The sequence below is a fragment of the Pseudozobellia thermophila genome, from assembly GCF_900141855.1.
Taxonomy (GTDB): domain Bacteria; phylum Bacteroidota; class Bacteroidia; order Flavobacteriales; family Flavobacteriaceae; genus Pseudozobellia; species Pseudozobellia thermophila.
In genome coordinates this window covers 215,017-235,181 of record NZ_FQYU01000003.1, presented here as the reverse complement: position 1 = coordinate 235,181, position 20,165 = coordinate 215,017, and the positions used below count along the sequence as shown (strand labels likewise).

Sequence of the window (20,165 nt, the reverse complement as noted above, 5' to 3'; positions counted from 1 at the left end):
ATTTTTGAGGATGAAGTTTAAAGTCGTATCAGAATTCAAGCCCACGGGCGACCAACCGAGTGCCATAAAACAACTCGTGGAAGGCATTGAAGGCCAAGACCGCCATCAGACCCTATTGGGGGTCACCGGGTCGGGAAAAACCTTTACCATAGCCAATGTAATAGCGGAGGTTCAGCGGCCCACCTTGGTACTTGCCCATAACAAGACCCTTGCGGCCCAACTCTATTCGGAATTCAAACAGTTCTTTCCCGAAAATGCCGTGGAGTATTTCGTATCGTATTACGATTATTACCAACCGGAAGCCTTTATTCCGACCTCGGGACTCTATATAGAGAAAGACCTTTCGATCAACGAGGACATAGAAAAGTTGCGCCTGAGCGCCACCTCTTCCTTGCTTTCGGGCCGCCGCGACGTGCTGGTCGTGGCTTCGGTTTCCTGCCTTTACGGTATCGGCAATCCGGTCGAATTCCAGAAAAACGTGATATCCATAAAGAAAGACCAGGTCATCGCGCGTACCAAATTTATGCATCAACTGGTGCAAAGCCTGTACTCACGGACCACAGCCGATTTCAGAAACGGCAATTTCAGGGTCAAGGGAGATGTGGTCGATGTTTTTCCCAGTTATGCCGACCACGCCTTTAGAATCCATTTTTTTGGGGATGAGATAGAGGAAATAGAGGCCTTCGACCCCTTTAACAACAACGTAATCGAGGTTTACGAAAATTTGAACATCTACCCCGCCAACATGTTCGTTACCTCACAGGACGTACTGCAAAACGCCATACACCAAATTCAGGACGATCTGGTAGCCCAGGTCAACTACTTTAAGGAAATCGGAAAACCCCTTGAGGCGAAACGCCTTGAGGAACGCACCAATTTTGACCTGGAAATGATCCGCGAACTGGGCTACTGCTCGGGTATTGAAAATTATTCGCGCTACTTGGACGGCCGCCAACCCGGCACAAGGCCCTTTTGCCTGTTGGACTATTTTCCGGACGATTATTTGATGGTAGTGGATGAAAGCCACGTTACCATACCCCAGGTACATGCCATGTACGGGGGCGACCGCTCCCGAAAGGTCAACTTGGTGGACTACGGTTTTAGGCTGCCGGCGGCCATGGACAACCGTCCCCTAAAGTTCGAGGAATTCGAAGCCCTGCAAAACCAGGTCATCTATGTAAGTGCCACCCCCGCCGATTACGAGCTCGAACAAAGCCAGGGAGTTTATGTGGAACAGGTAATACGGCCTACGGGACTTCTAGATCCCATTATAGAGGTACGCCCCAGTTTGAACCAGATAGACGACTTGGTCGAAGAAATCCAGACCAGGGTGGAAAAGGATGAGCGGACCCTCGTTACCACCCTCACCAAACGGATGGCCGAAGAGCTGGCCAAATACCTTACCCGCATCAATGTGCGCTGCCGATACATCCATAGCGATGTCGACACCTTGGAACGGGTGGAGATCATGCAGGACCTAAGAAAAGGGATTTTTGATGTGCTTATCGGAGTTAACCTGCTTCGGGAAGGACTGGACCTACCGGAAGTTTCATTGGTGGCCATCTTGGATGCGGACAAAGAGGGTTTTTTACGGAATAACCGGTCCCTTACCCAAACCGTCGGAAGGGCGGCAAGACACCTCAACGGAAAGGCCATCATGTACGCCGACAAGATCACCGAAAGCATGCAAAAAACCATCGATGAAACTACCTATAGAAGAGAGAAACAAACGGCCTATAACCTAGCCCATAACATCACCCCGAAAGCACTGAACAAAAACCTGGACAACGTGCTCTCGAAAAACTCGGTCTCGACCTATCATTTCGAAAAGGAAGAAATACGGGCCGCCGAACCGGACCTCGATTACTTGACCCAAGACCAAAAGGAAAAGCTCATTCGTCAGAAGAGAAAGGCCATGGAAAAAGCGGCCAAGGAATTGGATTTTATGCAGGCCGCCAAACTGCGTGACGAGATAAAAATGCTACAGAAAAAAGAGTAATCCGAGGTAGTTTCCAAGCTTTTTTGGGGACCAAAACAAAAATTAAACAAAAACAACAAATAAAATATTGTAATTTACTGAAAACAAATTTTATAAGTAAAATTTTTAGACAAGACTAAAACAGAACTACACCCCTATTTCACCAAAAAAAACACGCTTTTGACACATCTTAAAGTTACGTATTAAATACCGGAAAAAGTCCCATTTTTTCGCTTTTTTTTCAATGGTCGGCCCCTAGGAATCCCGGCCAAAAAAACCTTCCAAAACACCGATATCCCTTCACCAAAAAAAAACCTCGCCACACCTACGATCGACCCCTTTAAAAAAACCAAGACAACCCCCCTGCCTCCTGTTCCGCCCCCTCACAAAAAAAACCAAAACCCATTACAAAAGACCCCTCTAAAACCCTTGGACAAAAAACACATTTCAGAACAAATCACCTCCCCATAAAAAACCCAATTTCAAGACATAAAAAAACACCCCAAAACAACGACGTTGTTGGAGTGTTTTTGACCTAACCAACTAAACTTAAAAATGGGGCCGCCCAACACCGAAAAGATATAGGGCGGACTATTATTTTCCTTACTTAAGTTCAATCAACTTTTTAGGTTTTGGCAAGGCCTCTTCCTTCTTGGGCAACACAAACTTCAGCAATCCATCTTCATATTTGGCCCCTATCTTGTCGACATCGACCGTATCAGGCAAGGTAAACGACCTCTTGAAGGAAGTAAAACCAAACTCCCTTCTTGTGTAATTATCTTCCTTCACCTCGTCTTCATGCTTCGTTTCCGCCGAAATGGTCAACACATCGTTATCGACCTCGATATTAAAATCGTCCTTCTTTCGGCCCGGAACGGCAAGCTCGAGCTCAAATTCTTTCTCATTGTCCTTAATATTGACGGCAGGGACACCCGAACTAAAGACATCCATACCCCCGAACCAATCAGGTTTGAAAATTTCGTTCATCAAAGAAGGAAACACCAAATTATTTCTTTTTACTATACTCATGATCTCTTTATTTTTTTACTGTTAGACTTCGATTACACATCAGCAAAGGCAAATCATATACCAACAGCAAAAACAGGACATAGTGTCATGTTGTTTTTCTATTTAAATGACATTTTGACATTTTATTAACACTTGTACCTAAATCAAAAAACAATATCAGCCTTTTAAGCGAGAAGCGAAAAGGCCCGATCAGTTGTAATGTACTTTAAAGATATCGATGAGGACCTTGGGAGGGACCACTCCTCCAGGGTATTGCTTCATTACCGTGAGTACTTGCTGTATAGCGGCCGGAGGAAGGCCCATTCCCAAACCGATATTATGGAGCCGGGTCACCTCGAAATCCTCCTGAACGGAATCGACGTTCATTAAAAGCACCAACCTATGGAACTGAAGAATGCGGTCGGCCTGGGATTTGGGGACTACGTGTTCGGTTTCCGACACGAACAAAGAGTTAAAGGTTTCCCTGTCGACCCCAAGCTGATCGGCTACGCCCAACAGAAAATTAAATTCGGGTTCCTTGATCTTGCCATCAACTTTCGCAAACTCGATCATTTCGGAAAGTATGCTTAATTTTTCCTTGTATGTAGCCATAAATGATAATATTAACAGTGTAGTCCGTTTCTTGTTATATATAAAATTACAAAAAGCTACGATACCCCAATGTTAAAACTATAAGCCCATGGTACTCCGTATTATTTGTAATAACTTGCCAAAAAATAGTTATGACCAACAACGACATCTTTAAAAAGCTACGCGTAGCCCTTATGCTCAGGGACGATGAAATCGTGGACATCTTAAAACAGGTTGATTTCAATATCAGCAAAAGCGAACTCGGGGCCTTCTTCAGAAAAGAAGACCACCCAAACTATAGGGAATGCGGGGACCAGGTGCTCCGAAACTTTTTAAACGGCCTGGTAATCTACCTCAGGGGCACAAAGGAAGAACCCAAGTTTCCAGGTGATGTATTGAAAAAGGCAGGGAGCACCCACCAGGAAAAACCAAGGAAGAACTTTAAGGCCCAACAGCACAAGTCGATAAACCGCGACATCACGAACGTCAAGTACAAAAACAAGCCCAATCAACGAAAGGGAGAAAAAAAATCCTGACCCGCCGTTGGCGAGCCAGGATGCAATCGTTGATTAATCGATTAGGGATTATCGGGCTACGCGAACGCCAATGGTATACAATTTGCCTTCTTCGTAGTCATCGAGCTCCACTTTTTTGTAATTGAGTTTGGCCTTGACAAAATTCTCCAAATCCTCGTCTTCGGTATCTACCGAAAGAACAACGATTTCCTGCTCATTGTTCAATGTAAAGCGCACTTGCGCCCTTAAATTGACCACGTCGGACGAAAGGGAATTGTTCCTCAACATTTCCGCAATCTGACCTGAAAGGTTTTTGGGATTTAAATCGTTTGCCAAAACGTTTCCAAAGGATAACAACATGGCAGCTACAAATACGAAACTAATTTTTCTCATGACTTTTGTTTTTAAATGATTGATGATGTGATGAATTACCTAAAAGACGAGAGAAGGGGGAGTCCGTTACAGGACTCCTATGGTTTTAACATAATTTTCACAAGGACATCGAAGAAAGAAGCCCCCAATAAGCTGTTTTTATTTCTCCCCGAAGTGGATATGCCGGTTCATGCTTTCTTCAAGGGATATGAACGACTCGATATCGCGAATACCTTCGATTACCAATATCGATTCTTGGTAAAGCCGGCGATAGTGCAGGCTATCCTTTGCGTGAATCTTGACAAAAATATCGTACTTACCCGTACTGTGATGGATTTTAACGACCTCCTCAACCTCTGACAAGGCATCTATCACATCCTTATAAAGCGAGGCCTGTTTTAAAAAAATACCCAAAAAAACGGTCATTTTCCAGCCTAACTTACTGTAATCGAGAGACAAGGTGGCCCCTTTGATCACCCCCATATTTTTCATCTTCCTTGTGCGCATATGAACCGTACCCGGGGATACCCCCGCCCGTTTCGCTACATCGGTATAGTTCATTTGCGCATCTTCCGAAAGAATAGTCAATATTGTGTGGTCTACAGCATCTAGCTTATCTCTCATATATGGTATTTAAGGGTGGGTTGACATACCATTTACCTCGTAAAAGCAGCACCCATTAACAGTCATACATCCTATTTGATATTCAATTAAATCTATCAAAAAGATGATTTATGTAAAATTAATTCAAGGTTTTGAAAAAAACTGTAATAATATGCTAATAAAAAGACGTTTTTAATATAAAATGCATTTTTTTCAAACGTTTGAATTTTTAATCCCATAAAAATGTTTTTTACCCGTTTTTTTAAGTTTTGGTAGATTTTATTGGGTATAAAAAATATAATCTGCCGATTCGTTAATAAATGGCCTAAAAATTATTTTTTCAACAGAATAAAGCCTTAAATCGAAGCATTTTACCGATTTTTCGAATTTTCATATATCAAAAACTCCCCTTAATATTGTCTTGTTGTTCTGTAGTTAAGACCAGTCAACAAAGTAAAGTATCCGGAACTTTTCTTACACTGAATTTGACCCCCATTCAATTCAATATTGGATAAGAAATGGTTGGGCAAATGCAATGTCTAGTATCAACCAAAACCTTTTACTTATGAAGAAAGTTCCAATACTGTTATTCTTTTGCCTGATTCGAGTTGCTATAGGCAGTGCGCAAGAGATCATGATTACCGGAAAGGTTCTCGACGACCAAGGTGTCGTTCTACCGGGAACCGATGTAATCATTAAGGGCACCACTAAGGGCACTACGACCAATTTTGATGGGGAATATACCATCGATGCGCCAGCCGATGCCGTTCTAATATTTTCTTCCTTGGGATTTGCCACCAAGGAAATACCGGTAGCGGGCAAAAAGGAGATTGATATCATTCTGGTCCCTGCCGCCGAACAATTGCTCGAAACCATCGTCATCGGCTCCCGGGGACAGCCCAGGACCAAACTTAATACCCCCGTGCCCGTCGATGTCATCGATATCAAAAAGGACGCCATCAACATGCCGCAGCAAGACCTTTCGCAAATGCTTGCCGCCTCGGCCCCTTCGTTTACCGCCTACACCAGTGGTGGCGGTGACCTGTCGTCTTTTGTGAGTCCGCCGAGCTTACGGGGCCTTGCCCCCAACCAAATGTTGGTCCTTGTCAATGGGAAAAGAAGGCACACATCGGCAATTCTTGCCGCTTCGCAAACGGGCACACCTTCCAATGCCGTAGATATGAAATTCATTCCTTCCATAGGAATAGACCATATTGAGATTTTACGGGACGGCGCCTCGGCCCAATATGGTTCCGATGCGATTGCCGGGGTAATAAACGTCGTAACAAAAAAAGGTACCGACGAGTTTACCGGTACCCTTACCGTGGGAGGCTACCCCAACAAATCGCCCGATTTTAGCGATTCGGACCTTACGGAGGGTGAAAGGGCCCTCAATAGAACTTCGGGGGATTGGGACGGGTTCAATTTCCAATTCGATGGGAATTATGGAATTTCCTTCGAAAACGGGGGATTTTTGAACGTTTCCGCCCTAATTAGCCAATCTGAACGAACCATTAGACCGACCGTTTTGGAAATTGACAGGGCACCCTTGTACAGCTCGGACTACCTGAACAACCAGACCACCTCGGTGAACGGCAACCCCATAATAACCAACCCAGAGCTGATTGCCGCCCAGGCCAGCGGGGATGCAGCGGCCATAAGCTCGCTGACCACCGTTGAGGGCCTGATGGCGGCAAGAGGCATAGAGCAGGTCGATGTCGCCACCTACTCCGGCCTTCCGGCCAAGACCCTCATGGGCTTTGGTTTCAACCTCGAAAATCCATTGTCCGAAACCTCCGATTTTTATGCTTTCGGCGATTTCGGCTATCAATATTCAGATGCCTATAGCTGCTTTTACAGAAGGGCCGCACAGGCCGACAGGACCAGCTTCGACCTTTTCCCCAACGGCTTCAGGCCCCAGATCTACACCAACCAGTACAACTTGGCCCTCGCAACCGGTATTACCGGCGAATTCGGCGACTATGAGTTCGATTTCAGCAACAACTTCGGTATGAACTCGGCCAAATACGGCATGTTCAATACATGGAACGCAAGTATCGGAACCGGCTCCCCGACAGAAATGGACCTAGGAACACACAGTTTCTTTCAGAACACTTTGAACTTGGATTTCACTAATTTTTACGAAGATATTCTTTCAGGCCTCAACGTTGCCTTCGGTGGCGAGTTAAGGGTTGAAAACTATGCCATCGTCGCCGGACAGGAAGAAAGCTGGACCGCAGGCGATGCCGGGGTTATAACCGCCACCGAGGACAATCAATTGTTGGTCGGTCCCGACGGGTTTCCCCTGGAGGATTTAAGCGGCTCCCCCATCGTCGACGGCAGTGGGGCCCCCGTCGTACTTCCCTATGCCGGCGTCAGCCAAGAACTGGTCAAGAACTACGCCTTGAACTGTCAGTGCTTTAGGGGTTTTGCCCCTGAAAACGAAAGCAACAGCTATCGTTCCGTAATGGCCGCCTATTTGGACATGGAATTGGATATGACCGAGGATTTTTTGGTCTCCGGGGCCTTGCGCATGGAAAACTATTCCGACTTCGGCAATGTACTTACAGGTAAGGTTGCCGCAAGGTACTCCATCGGCGAAAACTTTGCCTTTAGGGGATCTTTTAGCAGTGGCTTTCGCGCACCTTCCCTACAAGAGCTCAACTACTCCCATAGCTACACCTTCTTTGTGGGGCTCCAACCCTTTGACGGTACCTTGTACCCCAATAGCAGTTCGGCCGCAAGGGCCCTGGGCATAGGACAGCTACAGGAAGAGAGATCAAGAAACTACAGTTTGGGCTTTACCAGTAAAATCGGCAAGTTCGATGTAACCGTAGACGCCTATAAAATCGACATCTTTGACCGCATTTTTGAAACCGGTGAATTCGACGCCGGGCAAGCTCCCGTTCTGGCCCCCATCATCGGTAGCGGCCTGGCAAGCTTTAGGATCAATGGCGGGGACATCAGCACCAAGGGCATCGAAGCGGTGGTCAACTACAACACCAATCTCGGCGCAGGTAGGTTCGGTGCCATTCTCAGCGGAACCTTCAGGGAAAACAAGTTCGAAAACATTAACCTGCCCGACCTCAACACCGACCTGACCGACGAAGAGCTGGCGGACAATTACGTGAACAGGGGCCTGATCGGCCAGTTCGAAACCGGTACGCCAAGTAGCAAGATAATAGGAACCCTAAACTACTCCATAGGCAAGTTTTCGGCCATGTTGAGAGGAACCAGGTTCGGCTCCGTCCAGACCAGGGACAGCATAGAACGCACCTTGCTCGACGGAAGTGTGGGCTATGCCGACCAGTACTTCACTCCGGAATTCACGACCGACATAGGTATAACCTACAATTTTACCGATTCCATCAGCTTTACGGTAGGAGGCAACAACATCTTTAACGAATACCCCGAAATCATCAGGTACGAACTAAGGACCTTCAACCTCTATTCGAACTATCAGCAAGGATCATCGGGAGCCTACTATTTCGGACGATTAAGCTTTACCCTATAATAAGGTACGACAAAACTAAAAGAAGAAAATTATGGAAAAACATATAACTAACATTTTACTCGTAGCATTGATCTCGGTAGGTCTCTTATCGTGCGAACAAGAGCGTTTGGAACCCATATTGACCACAGCCGAAGGAGGAGGCACACTTACCCAGTACATTGCCTATTCCGTCGAATCTACCGATCCGGGCGGGGCCAACGTCAACGGAAGAGTTGTCTTTTGGAAGAACAACCTCGACCAGACCTTGGTACAGATCGCCCTGTACAACACTATTGAGGGGGAGATGCATCCTGCCGTAATCCTCAGCGGCCCCGTTGGCGACGAAACGACCACCATGATGGAACTGGACGATGTTTCGGGCGATACGGGAGAATTTGGATCAAGCAAATTTTTCGTAATCAGCGATACCGCCTTTTACGATTCCATCCTGGAAATGGACGCCCACATCAACATATACCTGGGCCCATCGGATAATACCATCGTCGCTACCGGGGGCTTGGGAACGAACGCCGAAGCGGTGGAAAGCAACTAGAGAACTGATTTTTTAACTTAAATACACAGCACTATGGAAACATTAAACAGAAGAGCATGGTTGAAGCGGGGCGCTTTGACCGCTGCAGGAGCAATGGTCTTGCCCCAACTCTCGTTTGGGGAAACACCTATGGCCCAACCCAAATTCGACTCGCAGGGCAGGACCATCTACAGCCCTTTCTTTAAGGAGTTCAATGCCGAGGCCTTTCCCGACACGGCCAAGCTATTGGCCAAACTCAACGCCAACGAAAACCCATACGGCCCCTCTCCCATGGCCGTCGAGGCCTTTAAAGGTGCCACTACCCTGGGAAACCGCTATGCTTGGAAGGAACTTTTTGACCTGATGGACAAGATTGCGGTAAAAGAGGGCGTAAAAATCGAGAATATTATGATGGGGCCCGGTTCTTCCGACCTATTGGAAAAAACGGCCATGGTCATGTTCGCCAAGGGCGGCAATGTAGTATCGGCCGACCCATCGTACATGTCGCTGATCAAGGTGGCCCAAGCTACGGGTGCCTCTTGGAAGCCCGTACCCCTAAAGGACGATTGGTCGCACGACCTAAAGGGCATGGAAGCCGCCATTGACAAAGACACCAAACTGGTCTATATATGCAACCCCAACAACCCCACCGGAAGCATGACCGATCACGCCGAGCTGGTCGACTTCTGCTCCCGCGTTTCGGAAAAAGTACCCGTCTTCGTCGATGAAGCGTATTTGGACTTTCTGGAAGATGCCGCCAAAAAAAGTATGGTTTCATTGGTCACCCAGGGCAAAGACGTGATCATTGCCCGTACCTTCTCCAAAATACATGGTATGGCCGGTCTACGGGTGGGCTATATCGTTGCGCAGGAAAGCACCTTGGACAAGATACAGGATATTACCCGGGGAGGCATGGGCATTACCTACCCTTCGGTCTATGCCGCTTCGGCCAGTATGGACGATATCGCCTTTCAGGAAAAATCGAGGAAGCTCAATGCCGAGTGTAGGGAATTCGTCTACGCCACCTTGGACAAGATGGGATATACCTACGTTCCCTCGTCGACCAGCTTTATTCTGTTCCCGATAGAAATGGAAGGCAAGTCCTTTCTCGAAAAGATGACGGCCCAAGGCGTGGGCGTTCGCGCATTCGATATTATGGACAAAAATTGGTGCCGTGTAAGCATGGGCACCATGGACGAGATGAAGATTTTTGCTTCCGCCCTTCAAAAAGTGCTAGTTTAAGTTCAGTTAGCCCATTGGGCCGGATTTACGTGAAAATGCCTTGACATGTTAAAACCCGGCCCTGTATGGGTTTAAGACCCTTCCCTCATCCGAAATCACTTGTAAACAACAAAATTCAGATACTATATGAACTTCGCACTTCAAAACACTTTGGAACTTGTGCTGATCATCGGTCTTGGCCTGCTGCTTCAAAAAAAGGTCGCCAAACAAGATCTTAAGGGCGTAAAAACTATAATTTTAAGTGTGGCCCTTCCGGCCGTCATATTCGTCGCCCTATTGAAGATCAAGCTTGAAAGTTCACTCTTGATATTTCCCCTATTGGCGCTCACTTTCAACCTTGTCATGTTGCTCGCATCAAAATACCTCCTGGGAGCATCCTTGCCCAAGGAAGAAAAATCGAAAAGGAGGACCATTATGATGTTGCTTCCCTCTTTGGCCCCCGGTCTTTCTTGCTTTCCTTTTATCGTCGTCTACCTAGGGGACGACTCCCTTGCCCTGGCCGCATTGGCCGATGTCGGCAACAAGATATTCGGCCTTATCCTTCTCTATATGCTGGCCATGCATTGGTACCATATGCGATCCTTAAAGGATTTAAAGGCCTCTACCTCAAGCAAATTAAAAAGCTTGGCCCTAGCCCTGTTAAAAGAACCTATCAACATGGTCATTATCGTGGGTTTGCTGTTATTGGCCCTTGGCTGGAACATGGATTCGATCCCTGTTTTTCTTCAAAACACCATTCAGAAACTCAAAATATTGATGACGCCCCTGGTATTGCTTTTTATCGGTATGGCGGTACGCATCAAATCGGGAGAATTCGGCCTTATCCTATCGTTGCTGGCCCGCAGGGCCGGTATCACCTTTTGTCTTTCGGCCCTGTTCGCCTTTCTTTTTCCGTCCTTGGCCCCTTCCTTGATCCTCTTATTGGTGGTTTTTCCCCAAAGTTCCTGTAGTTTTTGGCCGTTCGCCCATATGAGCGCGGTCAGCTCCCTGGAAGAAAACGACGGACAAAAAAGGCCCACTTTCGACATTAATTTCGCAGTAAACATCCTGGCCTTTTCCTTGCCGTTCTCCACCTTATTGATCATTACCGTATTCTCGTTCAGCGAGTTTTTCGTCAACCCAATGGTCATATTGGCATCAGGCATTTTTATGATAGGGATATCGTTGATCCCCCTTATCTCGGCCAAGTTGAAGAAAACCAAGGAAGGCGAATTGGATCCGGCGGCCTACGGAAAGTATGTCGGACTCAATACGGGTCCGCAGACGGGAGAGGAAAGTTAAACCCTGATACAAATGGAAATAGAAAAACCTCTGAAAAATTCAGAGGTTTTTTTTACTTCCACTATCAGGGAGGGGTTATTGTTTTACCTCAACTGGTATCCTATAGACCACACCTTGCTCATACGTCCCTTTCGCCAATCTTTGAAAATCGACGTTCTTACGTATAAAATCCTCCAAGGGCTTGCTATCCGTCTCGATGGTAAGAATTCGCAAATAATTACCCCTATCGACCGCAAGCCTGACCTCGGCCCTATGGCCTCGAATTTCATCCGGTATGCTCGGCACCTCCAACATTTTGTAGACCTGTGTCGCTACCGCCTTGGAAGGACCGGGATAGTTCCATTCTGAATCGGCAGCCATAAGGTAACCGGAGTTAAAGGCCACCGTCGCAATCAACATGAATATAATCTTTTTCATCGTAAGGGTTATTTAAACTATTATCTGACTAATTTTTCCTTAAAGATAACACAATTTAAGGCTTTCAAATTATGTATTTACCAAAATTTAACACCTTATAATGGTAATAATTAAATTAATAGTCAAAATCTAACGAAAATGCAGATTTTCACCCCGTATCTACTAAAACGTTTTCGCGTTAGGCATCCATTTTCGGACAGGGCATAAAAAAAGGCATCCAAAAATGGAATGCCCTTCTTTTTTTATATCGAACCGAACTAGGCCAATACTTCCTTGACCTTATCGGCGGCTTCCTGAAACTGTACCGCTGAATGTACGGCCAAGCCGGAATTATCGATAATTTCCTTGGCCAATTCGGCATTAGTACCCTGTAGGCGTACGATGATCGGCACTTTGATCGCATCTCCCATATTCTTATAGGCATCGACTACGCCCTGCGCCACGCGGTCGCAACGTACGATACCTCCGAATATGTTGATCAGGATAGCCTTTACCGCCGGATCTTTAAGAATGATCCTGAACGCTTCCTCTACCCTTTTGGCATCTGCCGTTCCACCGACATCCAAAAAGTTGGCAGGTTCTCCCCCGGCCATCTTGATAAGGTCCATCGTCGCCATGGCCAAGCCTGCACCGTTGACCATACACCCAACATTGCCATCGAGGTCAACGTAATTAAGGCCCACTTCACGGGCTTCTACCTCAATGGGGTTTTCTTCGCGCAAATCGCGCATTTCGGCATATTGCTTTCTTCTGAACAAGGCATTGTCGTCGATAGACACCTTGGCATCGACGGCCATGATCTTGTCGTCGGAAGTCTTTAGCACCGGATTGATCTCGAACATGCTCGAATCGCTCTCTACATAAGCCTTGTATAGGGACATAACGAATTTCGTCATTTCCTTGAAGGCGGTACCCGACAAACCTAGGTTAAAGGCAATTTTTCGAGCCTGAAAGGGCAATAGGCCCGTAGCAGGGTCGATTTCCTCGGTAAAGATAAGATGCGGGGTCTTTTCGGCCACCTCTTCGATATCCATACCTCCTTCGGTAGAATACATGATCATATTTCGCCCTGTTCCCCTGTTGAGGAGAACGGACATATAAAATTCGCTCGTTTCGCTATCTCCCGGGTAATACACATCTTCGGCCACAAGCACCTTATGTACCTTTTTACCCTCGGCCGAAGTTTGTGGCGTGACCAGTTGCATACCGATGATACTGCCCGCCAACTCTTCTACCTCCTTTAGGTTTTTGGCCAACTTTACGCCGCCGCCCTTACCTCTGCCCCCTGCGTGTACTTGGGCCTTGATAACATGCCATCCCGTGCCGGTCTCTGCGGTTAACTGTTTAGCGGCCTCCACTGCTTCCTTTGCATTGTGGGCTACAATTCCACGCTGAATGCGCACTCCAAAACTGGCCAAAATTTCCTTTCCTTGGTACTCGTGAAGATTCATATATTAAAGGTGTATTTAGGTTCAGCAGCAAAAATAGGCAACTGTACGTTGATTTTCCAATTTAGAAGCCTCAAATTCAAAAAAAAACCAAGGGGAAAGGTTTCGAGCAAGGCTTTGGCCAAGACGAATCGACCCTATGCCCCTCCCTACAAGGCTCCGCCCCCTATCCGGCAGCGCAAGAGGCAATCACACCGTAAAATCCTTGAAATCCAAGGGATCGAAATTTCGAAAGTCGCCGTTCATTTTAATGGTTTTCTTGGTCCTGTCCACCTCAGAGAGAACGGCAATGGTGTTCAAAAGATGGCGTTTGATAAAGCTTAGACGCTCACTCTCCTTGGCCATTTGGAGCAATTGGTATTCCTGCTCAAACGACAGTCCCATTTTATGTGCCAAAACATAACTGTTGAATTTCTCCACGGGCAAGGGTGTAAACGGCACGTCCATCAACTCATAAAGTTCGTGCAGGCGATCTAACACCTCTTGTTTCAGTTTGACGTCGCCATCGTTGATATTATCCAAAAACTCGACCTCGCCCCCGGCATAGAGTTTGCCACCCATATTCCTATTGAAACTGATAATGCGAAACACCTGTCGGGCCACGCAGGTGACGTCCATCTCGCCGTCTTCGTAGGTGTTCACTATTTCCACCAATTGGACCTCCGTGCCGTAGACCATGGTATCGTTTATATAAACCGGAATGCCAAAGGTCACGGCTTCGTCCCTACAATCTTTGATCAACTGCTTATAGCGTTCCTCAAAGATATGGAGCGGCACGGTCTCTCCTGGAAAAAATATGGATTGCAATGGAAAAAAGGGCAACTTCATCTTGCTTGATTTTGATCTAAAAATACAACGCAAATCGACCTCAGACAAACAAAAGGAGCAAAACTACGATGTTTCAAATATAACATTTTGTTTTATTTTTAAAAGCTATAGTGGTTTTCTTGTGCATATCGAAAGAAGACGTTAGCTTTGCCGAAAACCGGAAAGCACTATGAACAATGCCGATTTGCTTAAGATAGCAAAAACTTTTGGAGACCCCGTATACGTTTATGATTCTGAAAAAATAATTTCCCAGTTTACACGCCTCACCAAAGCCTTTAGCAGCGTACCCAAGTTAAAGCTTAACTATGCGGCAAAGGCCCTGTCAAACCTTGCCATACTCCGGTTGATGAACAGCTTGGGCAGCGGTCTCGATACCGTTTCGATACAAGAGGTGCAATTGGGCCTGTTGGCAGGGTTTAAGCCCGAATCGATCATCTTTACCCCGAACGGGGTGTCTTTGGAGGAAATCGAGGAGGCGGCCAAGCTCGGGGTGCGCATCAACATCGACAACCTGTCCATTTTGGAGCAGTTCGGCAGCAAACATCCCGACATTCCGGTTTGTATTCGTATCAACCCCCACGTAATGGCCGGCGGAAACTCAAAAATATCCGTAGGGCATATCGATTCGAAATTCGGCATCAGCATTCATCAAATACCCCATTTGCTGCGCATTGTGGAATTGACCAAGATGAACATCAACGGTATACACATGCACACCGGCAGCGATATTCTGGATATCGATGTGTTTTTATACGCATCCGAGATCCTGTTCGAGACCGCCAAGAATTTCAAGAACCTAGAATTTATCGATTTCGGAAGTGGGTTTAAAGTACCCTATAAAGAGGGGGATATCGAGACCAACGTGGAGGAACTCGGTAAAAAACTGGGCTCGCGCTTCAACGAATTTTGCAAGGAATACGGCAAAGAATTGACCTTGGCCTTTGAGCCCGGCAAGTTTTTGGTGAGCGAGGCAGGTAATTTTTTGGCCAAGGTAAACGTGGTCAAGCAGACCACCTCTACCGTATTCGCCAGCGTCGACACCGGTTTCAACCACTTGATACGACCTATGTTCTACGGTGCCATGCACCGCATTCTGAACATATCGAACCCCGAAGGCCGGGAGCGCTACTATTCGGTCGTAGGATACATCTGCGAGACGGACACCTTTGCCAGTAACCGCAGGATCAACGAAATCTCCGAGGGCGATATCCTATGCTTTAAAAACGCGGGTGCCTATTGCTTTCAAATGGCGAGCAATTACAACTCCAGATTTAGGCCGGCGGAAGTACTCTGGCACGAAGGAAAGGCCATTCTGATCAGGGAAAGGGAAACTTTTGACGACTTGATCAAACATCAAATTGATGTAAACGATCTTTTTTCGGCAAAAAAGGAAAAGGTATCGGCAAAATAAAAAGCCATAATTTTTCGTTAGCTTTGATAGACTTGTTCGACCAATTCGAACAAAAACCCTGAACCACATGAAAGCTTCATTTTTTTATATGGCCATCTTTTTTTTGCTATCGGGCCTTTCGGCCAATGCCCAAGAAGTCGAATGGCTGACCTGGGACGAGGCCGCCCAACTGGCCGCGACCGAAAAAAACCCTAAGAAAATCTTTGTAGATGTGTACACCGACTGGTGCGGATGGTGCAAAAAAATGGACAAAGACACCTTTCAACACCCGGAGGTAGCTGCCTACATGGCCGAAAACTTCTATATGGTCAAGTTGGACGGCGAGGGAAAGGAACCCATTGAATTTAGGGGAAAGACCTATAAATATGTACCTTCGGGCAGAAAGGGCTACCACGAGTTCGCGGCGGCACTCCTCCAAGGCCGTTTGAGTTACCCTACTACTATTTTCCTCGATGAGGAAATGAATATGCTCTCGCCCGTTCCGGGATATCAAAAACCGGAACCCTTTTTGAACATTGCCAAGTATTTCGGCGATGACATATACAAGGAAAAGGATTGGGCCACCTATGCAGGGGACAGCAAATAATTCGATTGCCGTTCATCCCTACGGAATTTTTCGAATACGCCATTACAACCGACAGGGCATAGGACCAAGGGCAATCGGCAAACCTTGGACGGGCTTCCTTCCGCACCCTTTTCCTGAACCGCAGGTTTTATTAAACGAGGTAATCGCCAAGAAGGCGTTAAGAGGAATTATCGGCTATAGTTCGGAGATTCCTTGGTTATGGTCACATCGTGGGGATGGCTTTCGTTGATACCGCTGGCCGTTATTTTTACAAAACGTCCATTTTCTTTAAGGGTATCGATATCCTTGGCCCCACAATACCCCATACCTGCCCGTAAACCACCTATAAATTGATGGATACTTTCAAACAAGTTTCCTTTGTAGGGTACACGGCCCACGATGCCTTCTGGAACCAATTTTTTAATATCGTCCTCAACATCCTGAAAATAACGGTCCTTACTACCTTGCTTCATGGCCTCTACAGATCCCATTCCGCGATAGCTTTTGAACTTTCTACCTTCATAGATGATGGTTTCGCCCGGAGACTCCTTGGTACCTGCCAACAAAGACCCCAGCATTACCGTATCGGCCCCTGCGGCTATGGCCTTGGGAATGTCGCCCGTATATCGGATACCTCCATCGGCTATGACGGGTACACCGGATCCCTTTATGGCCGCGGCAACCTCGAGAACGGCCGAAAACTGGGGAAAACCGACACCGGCCACCACCCTTGTCGTACAGATGGATCCCGGGCCAATCCCTACTTTCACCGCATCGGCCCCCGCCTCTACCAAATACTTGGCCGCTTCGGCGGTGGCAATGTTTCCTACGATGACATCTAGACCGGGGAATTTTTTCTTTACTTCCTTCAATACGTTCACAACTCCCTTGGTATGGCCATGCGCCGTGTCGATAACTACGGCATCGACCCCGGCATTGACCAAGGCCTCGGCCCGATCCACGGCATCTCCCGTTACACCGATAGCGGCCGCTACGCGCAACCTACCGTATTGGTCCTTATTGGCTATCGGTTTTTGTGTAAGCTTGGTAATATCCCTAAAAGTTATAAGTCCCACCAGTTTATTCTCGGCGTTCACAACCGGAAGCTTTTCTATCTTATGTTCCTGCAGAATGTCTTCGGCCTCCGAGAGCGAAGTGCCCTCACCCGCGGTCACTAAATTTTCAGAGGTCATGACCTCGGCAATGGGCCTGTCGTTGTTTTTCTCGAAACGCAGGTCCCTATTGGTCACGATACCTATCAGCTTGCCCTCTTCGTCAACGATCGGAATACCCCCGATGCTGTGCTCTTTCATGTTCGCCTTGGCATCCCTTACCTTGGAGTTCAGGGGCATTGTGACGGGATCAAGGATCATTCCGCTCTCCGCCCTCTTCACCTTACGAACCTTTAGGGCCTGTTGCTCTATGGTCATATTCTTGTGCAACACACCGATCCCCCCCTCTTGGGCCATGGCAATGGCCATACGCGATTCGGTGACGGTATCCATGGCCGCCGAAATAATGGGGACGTTAATGGTGATGTTTCGTGTAAACCTGGATTGGATATTTACTTCCCTGGGCAATACTTCGGAGTATGCCGGCACCAAGAGTACGTCGTCATAAGTTAGACCTTCTCCTAGAATTTTGTTTTGGTGGGCTTGCATGGCAATTAAGGATTTAATTGCGTGCAAATGTAGTGAAATAAATTGGTTATCCGATAGAATCGGCTTCAGGCTTTTGACATAGATAGAAAATGCCATAAGCACCGGGGTTATTACGACAAATGAGATCGACACTCCCCAAAAGCCATCGCCCGATTTTACCCCTAATTTACCCATGGGCAATAAACGGGAAATAGCGGAAGACCCATGGTCAAAAAGGCCGTTGTTGCAGCACCTGGGTCGACCCTTGCAAAAACTCGGAAAAACAATACGGTATGGTCTCAACCTTCGCCCCGGGAAAGGGTCCGCCTGGATCAACCAGCACCGGACTGGACCAAAGAAATAGAAGGCCCGGCCTCCCCATCATCCGTAACCCCGTTCCCATGTATGGCCAACGCCATCCGAGGAAAGACGCAAAAGATGGTCCCCGTACGGAGATACACCTACAAAAAGTCGGTCATCTACATGTTATTCGCTTTCTGCTCCTAGGCACTGGCGCCCTGCGGGGCCCAATGTGCACAAGACATCCCCGGCGCGGCCTTTTGGGGATTGGCGCAGTCGCTGGTCTCGTACCTCACACAACTAACACAGTTCTCCTTATCCTTTAACATGGCCTTCATTTCAAAGCTGTCACAGGTATAACTGGTACCTACTTCAACCCCATGTACCTTGCATATATGGTTCTCAACCAAATTCTCGCAGTTGACACAGCTGTTTCCCAATCGTATAGACATAATCCTTGTTTTAGATTAAACGTATATCAAATTAGGGAAAGCTACCTTTAGAAACAATATAAATAATTGAAAATCAATTATTTATATTTAGATTTATTTAAGATTACGCCCTGACCGTCCCTGTTATGGAGCCACGGTCCTGGAGGCCCACTTAGGGCTATTCCTGCGTTTTTTATACTTGCGCCCGTACCACAGTAAGGTTCCGGTTACCGGAAGGCTGGCAATGACGAGGCTGGCCAAAAAAGCAATTATTTTTCCCACGATGCCTCCTATCGAGCCCACATGGATATCGTAATTCATGCGGATCAACTTATCGGCAAACCCGGCATCCCCGTATTTACCATAGATACCCGTGGTCTCTATTTCTTCCAGCGTGTACCGATCGAAAAACCGGTAGTCGTTGTCGTAGTACAGTCCCTCACTATAGGCCACCTCTACATAAATGCTGGCAGAATCCGTCGCCGGATAATGGATCTCATAACTCAGGGCATCGGGCGAATCCTTCCTCAACAAGGGCAGCAGCCTATCGATCGGCATTACGCTATCGGCCGCTTCCCCGGGCAAGGCGATGTTATCCGGAACAAAGAACTCGGCCCGTTTTTCTCCGCCGACGGCCTTATACACCCCATAGTAAAACCAGTTGAAAGCCATGACCGATCCGGTGAAGGCCAGAACCAAGGCCAGGCTATAGACGTAGAAGCCCACTATGGAATGCAAATCGAAGTTCTTGCGTTTCCAACGCGTACCGGGCTTCCATTGGAAGGAAAGCCGTTGTTTTAGGTTTGATTTCCTTTTCGGCCACCATAGGATAAGTCCGGAAACCAGAACGAACATAAACAGGAGTACGGAGATCGAAACGACCTGCTCCCCAATCCGAGGGGGCAACCAAAGACGCACATGCCCCTTTAGGACAAAGGCAAAAAAACCGCTAAAATGGTCCTTGACATGTAGCCTTTCACCCGAATAGGGGTCGAGAAAGACACTTTGGTAAAACTCGGGTTCGGGTTCATAGAAAATAACCTCGACGGCCTCATCGGGCTTACCATAGAGTACCCCATGCACATGTTTATCGGGAAAGACCGTTTCGGCCAGCTTACGCGCTTCGGTAGGGGTTATGAAAGCTTCCTCCCTGGGTTCCACTTTGTCGTAGTCGACGTACAACGCTTCGATTTCGTCCCTAAAGACCCAACAACACCCCGTTATACTCACGACAAAGACCACCAGACCTGTAGCTATACCCAAAATGCGGTGCAGCATCAACAATTTCCTTCTGAATTCCCCTTTTATCATAGTTATTTTTCCGTTTTTGGTCCGATTATTTTTGCATCCTTATCCATCATCCCTCCCAGGTCGTTTGCATATATAAGCATTAATGGTCGAAACCTAAAACGCCCGTTAAAATTGACATAAAAGGCCCTTGCATTTGCAAATTGGGGCCTGACCCTTTCCTGTTCGGTTTCGTTCAATGCATGGCACAGCTTTGGGGCGA

At 47.1% G+C, this 20,165-nt stretch carries 18 protein-coding genes; 8 read left to right on the top strand and 10 right to left on the bottom strand.

Translation table 11 applies throughout. From position 1 onward, the window contains the following. Positions 1-10: 10 nt before the first annotated feature. Positions 11-1,999: an excinuclease ABC subunit UvrB gene (uvrB, locus tag BUB37_RS10960; RefSeq protein ID WP_072993422.1), complete on the top strand. Its 1,989-nt coding sequence runs from the start codon at positions 11-13 to the stop codon at positions 1,997-1,999. A 582-nt stretch (positions 2,000-2,581) separates the two neighbouring features. Here uvrB and BUB37_RS10955 read toward each other — a convergent pair. Together BUB37_RS10955 and BUB37_RS10950 are read right to left on the bottom strand one after the other, a co-directional pair. Further along, entirely contained in the window at positions 2,582-3,007 is a 426-nt protein-coding gene (locus tag BUB37_RS10955) for an Hsp20/alpha crystallin family protein (RefSeq protein ID WP_072993419.1), read from the bottom strand. A gap of 189 nt (positions 3,008-3,196) precedes the next feature. Then, the gene (locus BUB37_RS10950; protein ID WP_072993416.1) at positions 3,197-3,598 is read right to left on the bottom strand and encodes a tellurite resistance TerB family protein; all 402 of its coding nucleotides are present in this window, start codon (positions 3,596-3,598) and stop codon (positions 3,197-3,199) included. Between the two features lie 131 nt (positions 3,599-3,729). On the opposite strand from BUB37_RS10950, the gene BUB37_RS10945 reads away from it, so the two are divergent. Next, positions 3,730-4,113, top strand: a complete 384-nt coding sequence (locus tag BUB37_RS10945; protein WP_072993413.1) for a DUF1456 family protein — start codon at positions 3,730-3,732, stop codon at positions 4,111-4,113. Positions 4,114-4,161: 48 nt separating this feature from the next. Here the strand turns inward: BUB37_RS10945 and BUB37_RS10940 are convergent, their stop codons facing one another. Both BUB37_RS10940 and BUB37_RS10935 read right to left on the bottom strand, forming a co-directional pair. Beyond that, on the bottom strand, positions 4,162-4,485 hold the full coding sequence (locus tag BUB37_RS10940) for a hypothetical protein (protein ID WP_072993410.1): 324 nt from the start codon (positions 4,483-4,485) through the stop codon (positions 4,162-4,164). Between the two features lie 138 nt (positions 4,486-4,623). Then, complete coding sequence (locus BUB37_RS10935; RefSeq protein ID WP_072993407.1) at positions 4,624-5,088, bottom strand: Lrp/AsnC family transcriptional regulator; 465 nt, start codon at positions 5,086-5,088, stop codon at positions 4,624-4,626. Between the two features lie 544 nt (positions 5,089-5,632). On the opposite strand from BUB37_RS10935, the gene BUB37_RS10930 reads away from it, so the two are divergent. The 4 genes from BUB37_RS10930 (at position 5,633) to BUB37_RS10915 (ending at position 11,615) form a co-directional block, all read left to right on the top strand. Then, positions 5,633-8,581 (top strand): TonB-dependent receptor, encoded by a 2,949-nt coding sequence (locus BUB37_RS10930; RefSeq protein ID WP_170863152.1) that lies wholly within the window; start codon positions 5,633-5,635, stop codon positions 8,579-8,581. A 31-nt stretch (positions 8,582-8,612) separates the two neighbouring features. After that, entirely contained in the window at positions 8,613-9,113 is a 501-nt protein-coding gene (locus tag BUB37_RS10925) for a hypothetical protein (RefSeq protein WP_072993401.1), read from the top strand. Positions 9,114-9,146: 33 nt separating this feature from the next. Further along, positions 9,147-10,334 carry a pyridoxal phosphate-dependent aminotransferase gene (locus BUB37_RS10920; RefSeq protein ID WP_072993398.1) on the top strand — a complete coding sequence of 396 codons (1,188 nt, stop codon included), beginning with the start codon at positions 9,147-9,149 and terminating at the stop codon, positions 10,332-10,334. A gap of 126 nt (positions 10,335-10,460) precedes the next feature. Then, positions 10,461-11,615, top strand: coding sequence for an AEC family transporter (locus BUB37_RS10915; RefSeq protein WP_072993382.1), 1,155 nt, complete (start codon positions 10,461-10,463; stop codon positions 11,613-11,615). A gap of 75 nt (positions 11,616-11,690) precedes the next feature. Here the strand turns inward: BUB37_RS10915 and BUB37_RS10910 are convergent, their stop codons facing one another. From BUB37_RS10910 to BUB37_RS10900, 3 genes are all read right to left on the bottom strand, one after another. Beyond that, a complete protein-coding gene (locus tag BUB37_RS10910; protein ID WP_072993379.1) occupies positions 11,691-12,032 on the bottom strand; it encodes a hypothetical protein in 342 nt (113 codons plus the stop codon). 257 nt (positions 12,033-12,289) lie between these two features. Then, positions 12,290-13,483, bottom strand: coding sequence for an ADP-forming succinate--CoA ligase subunit beta (gene sucC, locus BUB37_RS10905; protein ID WP_072993376.1), 1,194 nt, complete (start codon positions 13,481-13,483; stop codon positions 12,290-12,292). 186 nt (positions 13,484-13,669) lie between these two features. Next, a complete protein-coding gene (locus BUB37_RS10900; protein WP_072993373.1) occupies positions 13,670-14,308 on the bottom strand; it encodes an LON peptidase substrate-binding domain-containing protein in 639 nt (212 codons plus the stop codon). Positions 14,309-14,477: 169 nt separating this feature from the next. Here BUB37_RS10900 and lysA point away from each other — a divergent pair, with 169 nt between their 5' ends. Together lysA and BUB37_RS10890 are read left to right on the top strand one after the other, a co-directional pair. Next, positions 14,478-15,719, top strand: coding sequence for a diaminopimelate decarboxylase (lysA, locus tag BUB37_RS10895; protein WP_072993370.1), 1,242 nt, complete (start codon positions 14,478-14,480; stop codon positions 15,717-15,719). A gap of 67 nt (positions 15,720-15,786) precedes the next feature. Next, the gene (locus BUB37_RS10890; RefSeq protein ID WP_072993367.1) at positions 15,787-16,305 is read left to right on the top strand and encodes a thioredoxin family protein; all 519 of its coding nucleotides are present in this window, start codon (positions 15,787-15,789) and stop codon (positions 16,303-16,305) included. Between the two features lie 167 nt (positions 16,306-16,472). On the opposite strand, the gene guaB is transcribed toward BUB37_RS10890, so the two are convergent. The 3 genes from guaB to BUB37_RS10875 all read right to left on the bottom strand — a co-directional run bounded on the left by guaB (position 16,473) and on the right by BUB37_RS10875 (position 19,966). Beyond that, complete coding sequence (gene guaB / locus BUB37_RS10885) at positions 16,473-17,945, bottom strand: IMP dehydrogenase (RefSeq protein WP_072994002.1); 1,473 nt, start codon at positions 17,943-17,945, stop codon at positions 16,473-16,475. A 482-nt stretch (positions 17,946-18,427) separates the two neighbouring features. After that, complete coding sequence (locus tag BUB37_RS10880) at positions 18,428-18,676, bottom strand: hypothetical protein (RefSeq protein ID WP_072993364.1); 249 nt, start codon at positions 18,674-18,676, stop codon at positions 18,428-18,430. Positions 18,677-18,799: 123 nt separating this feature from the next. After that, on the bottom strand, positions 18,800-19,966 hold the full coding sequence (locus BUB37_RS10875) for a PepSY-associated TM helix domain-containing protein (protein WP_072993362.1): 1,167 nt from the start codon (positions 19,964-19,966) through the stop codon (positions 18,800-18,802). Between the last annotated feature and the right edge of the window lie 199 nt (positions 19,967-20,165).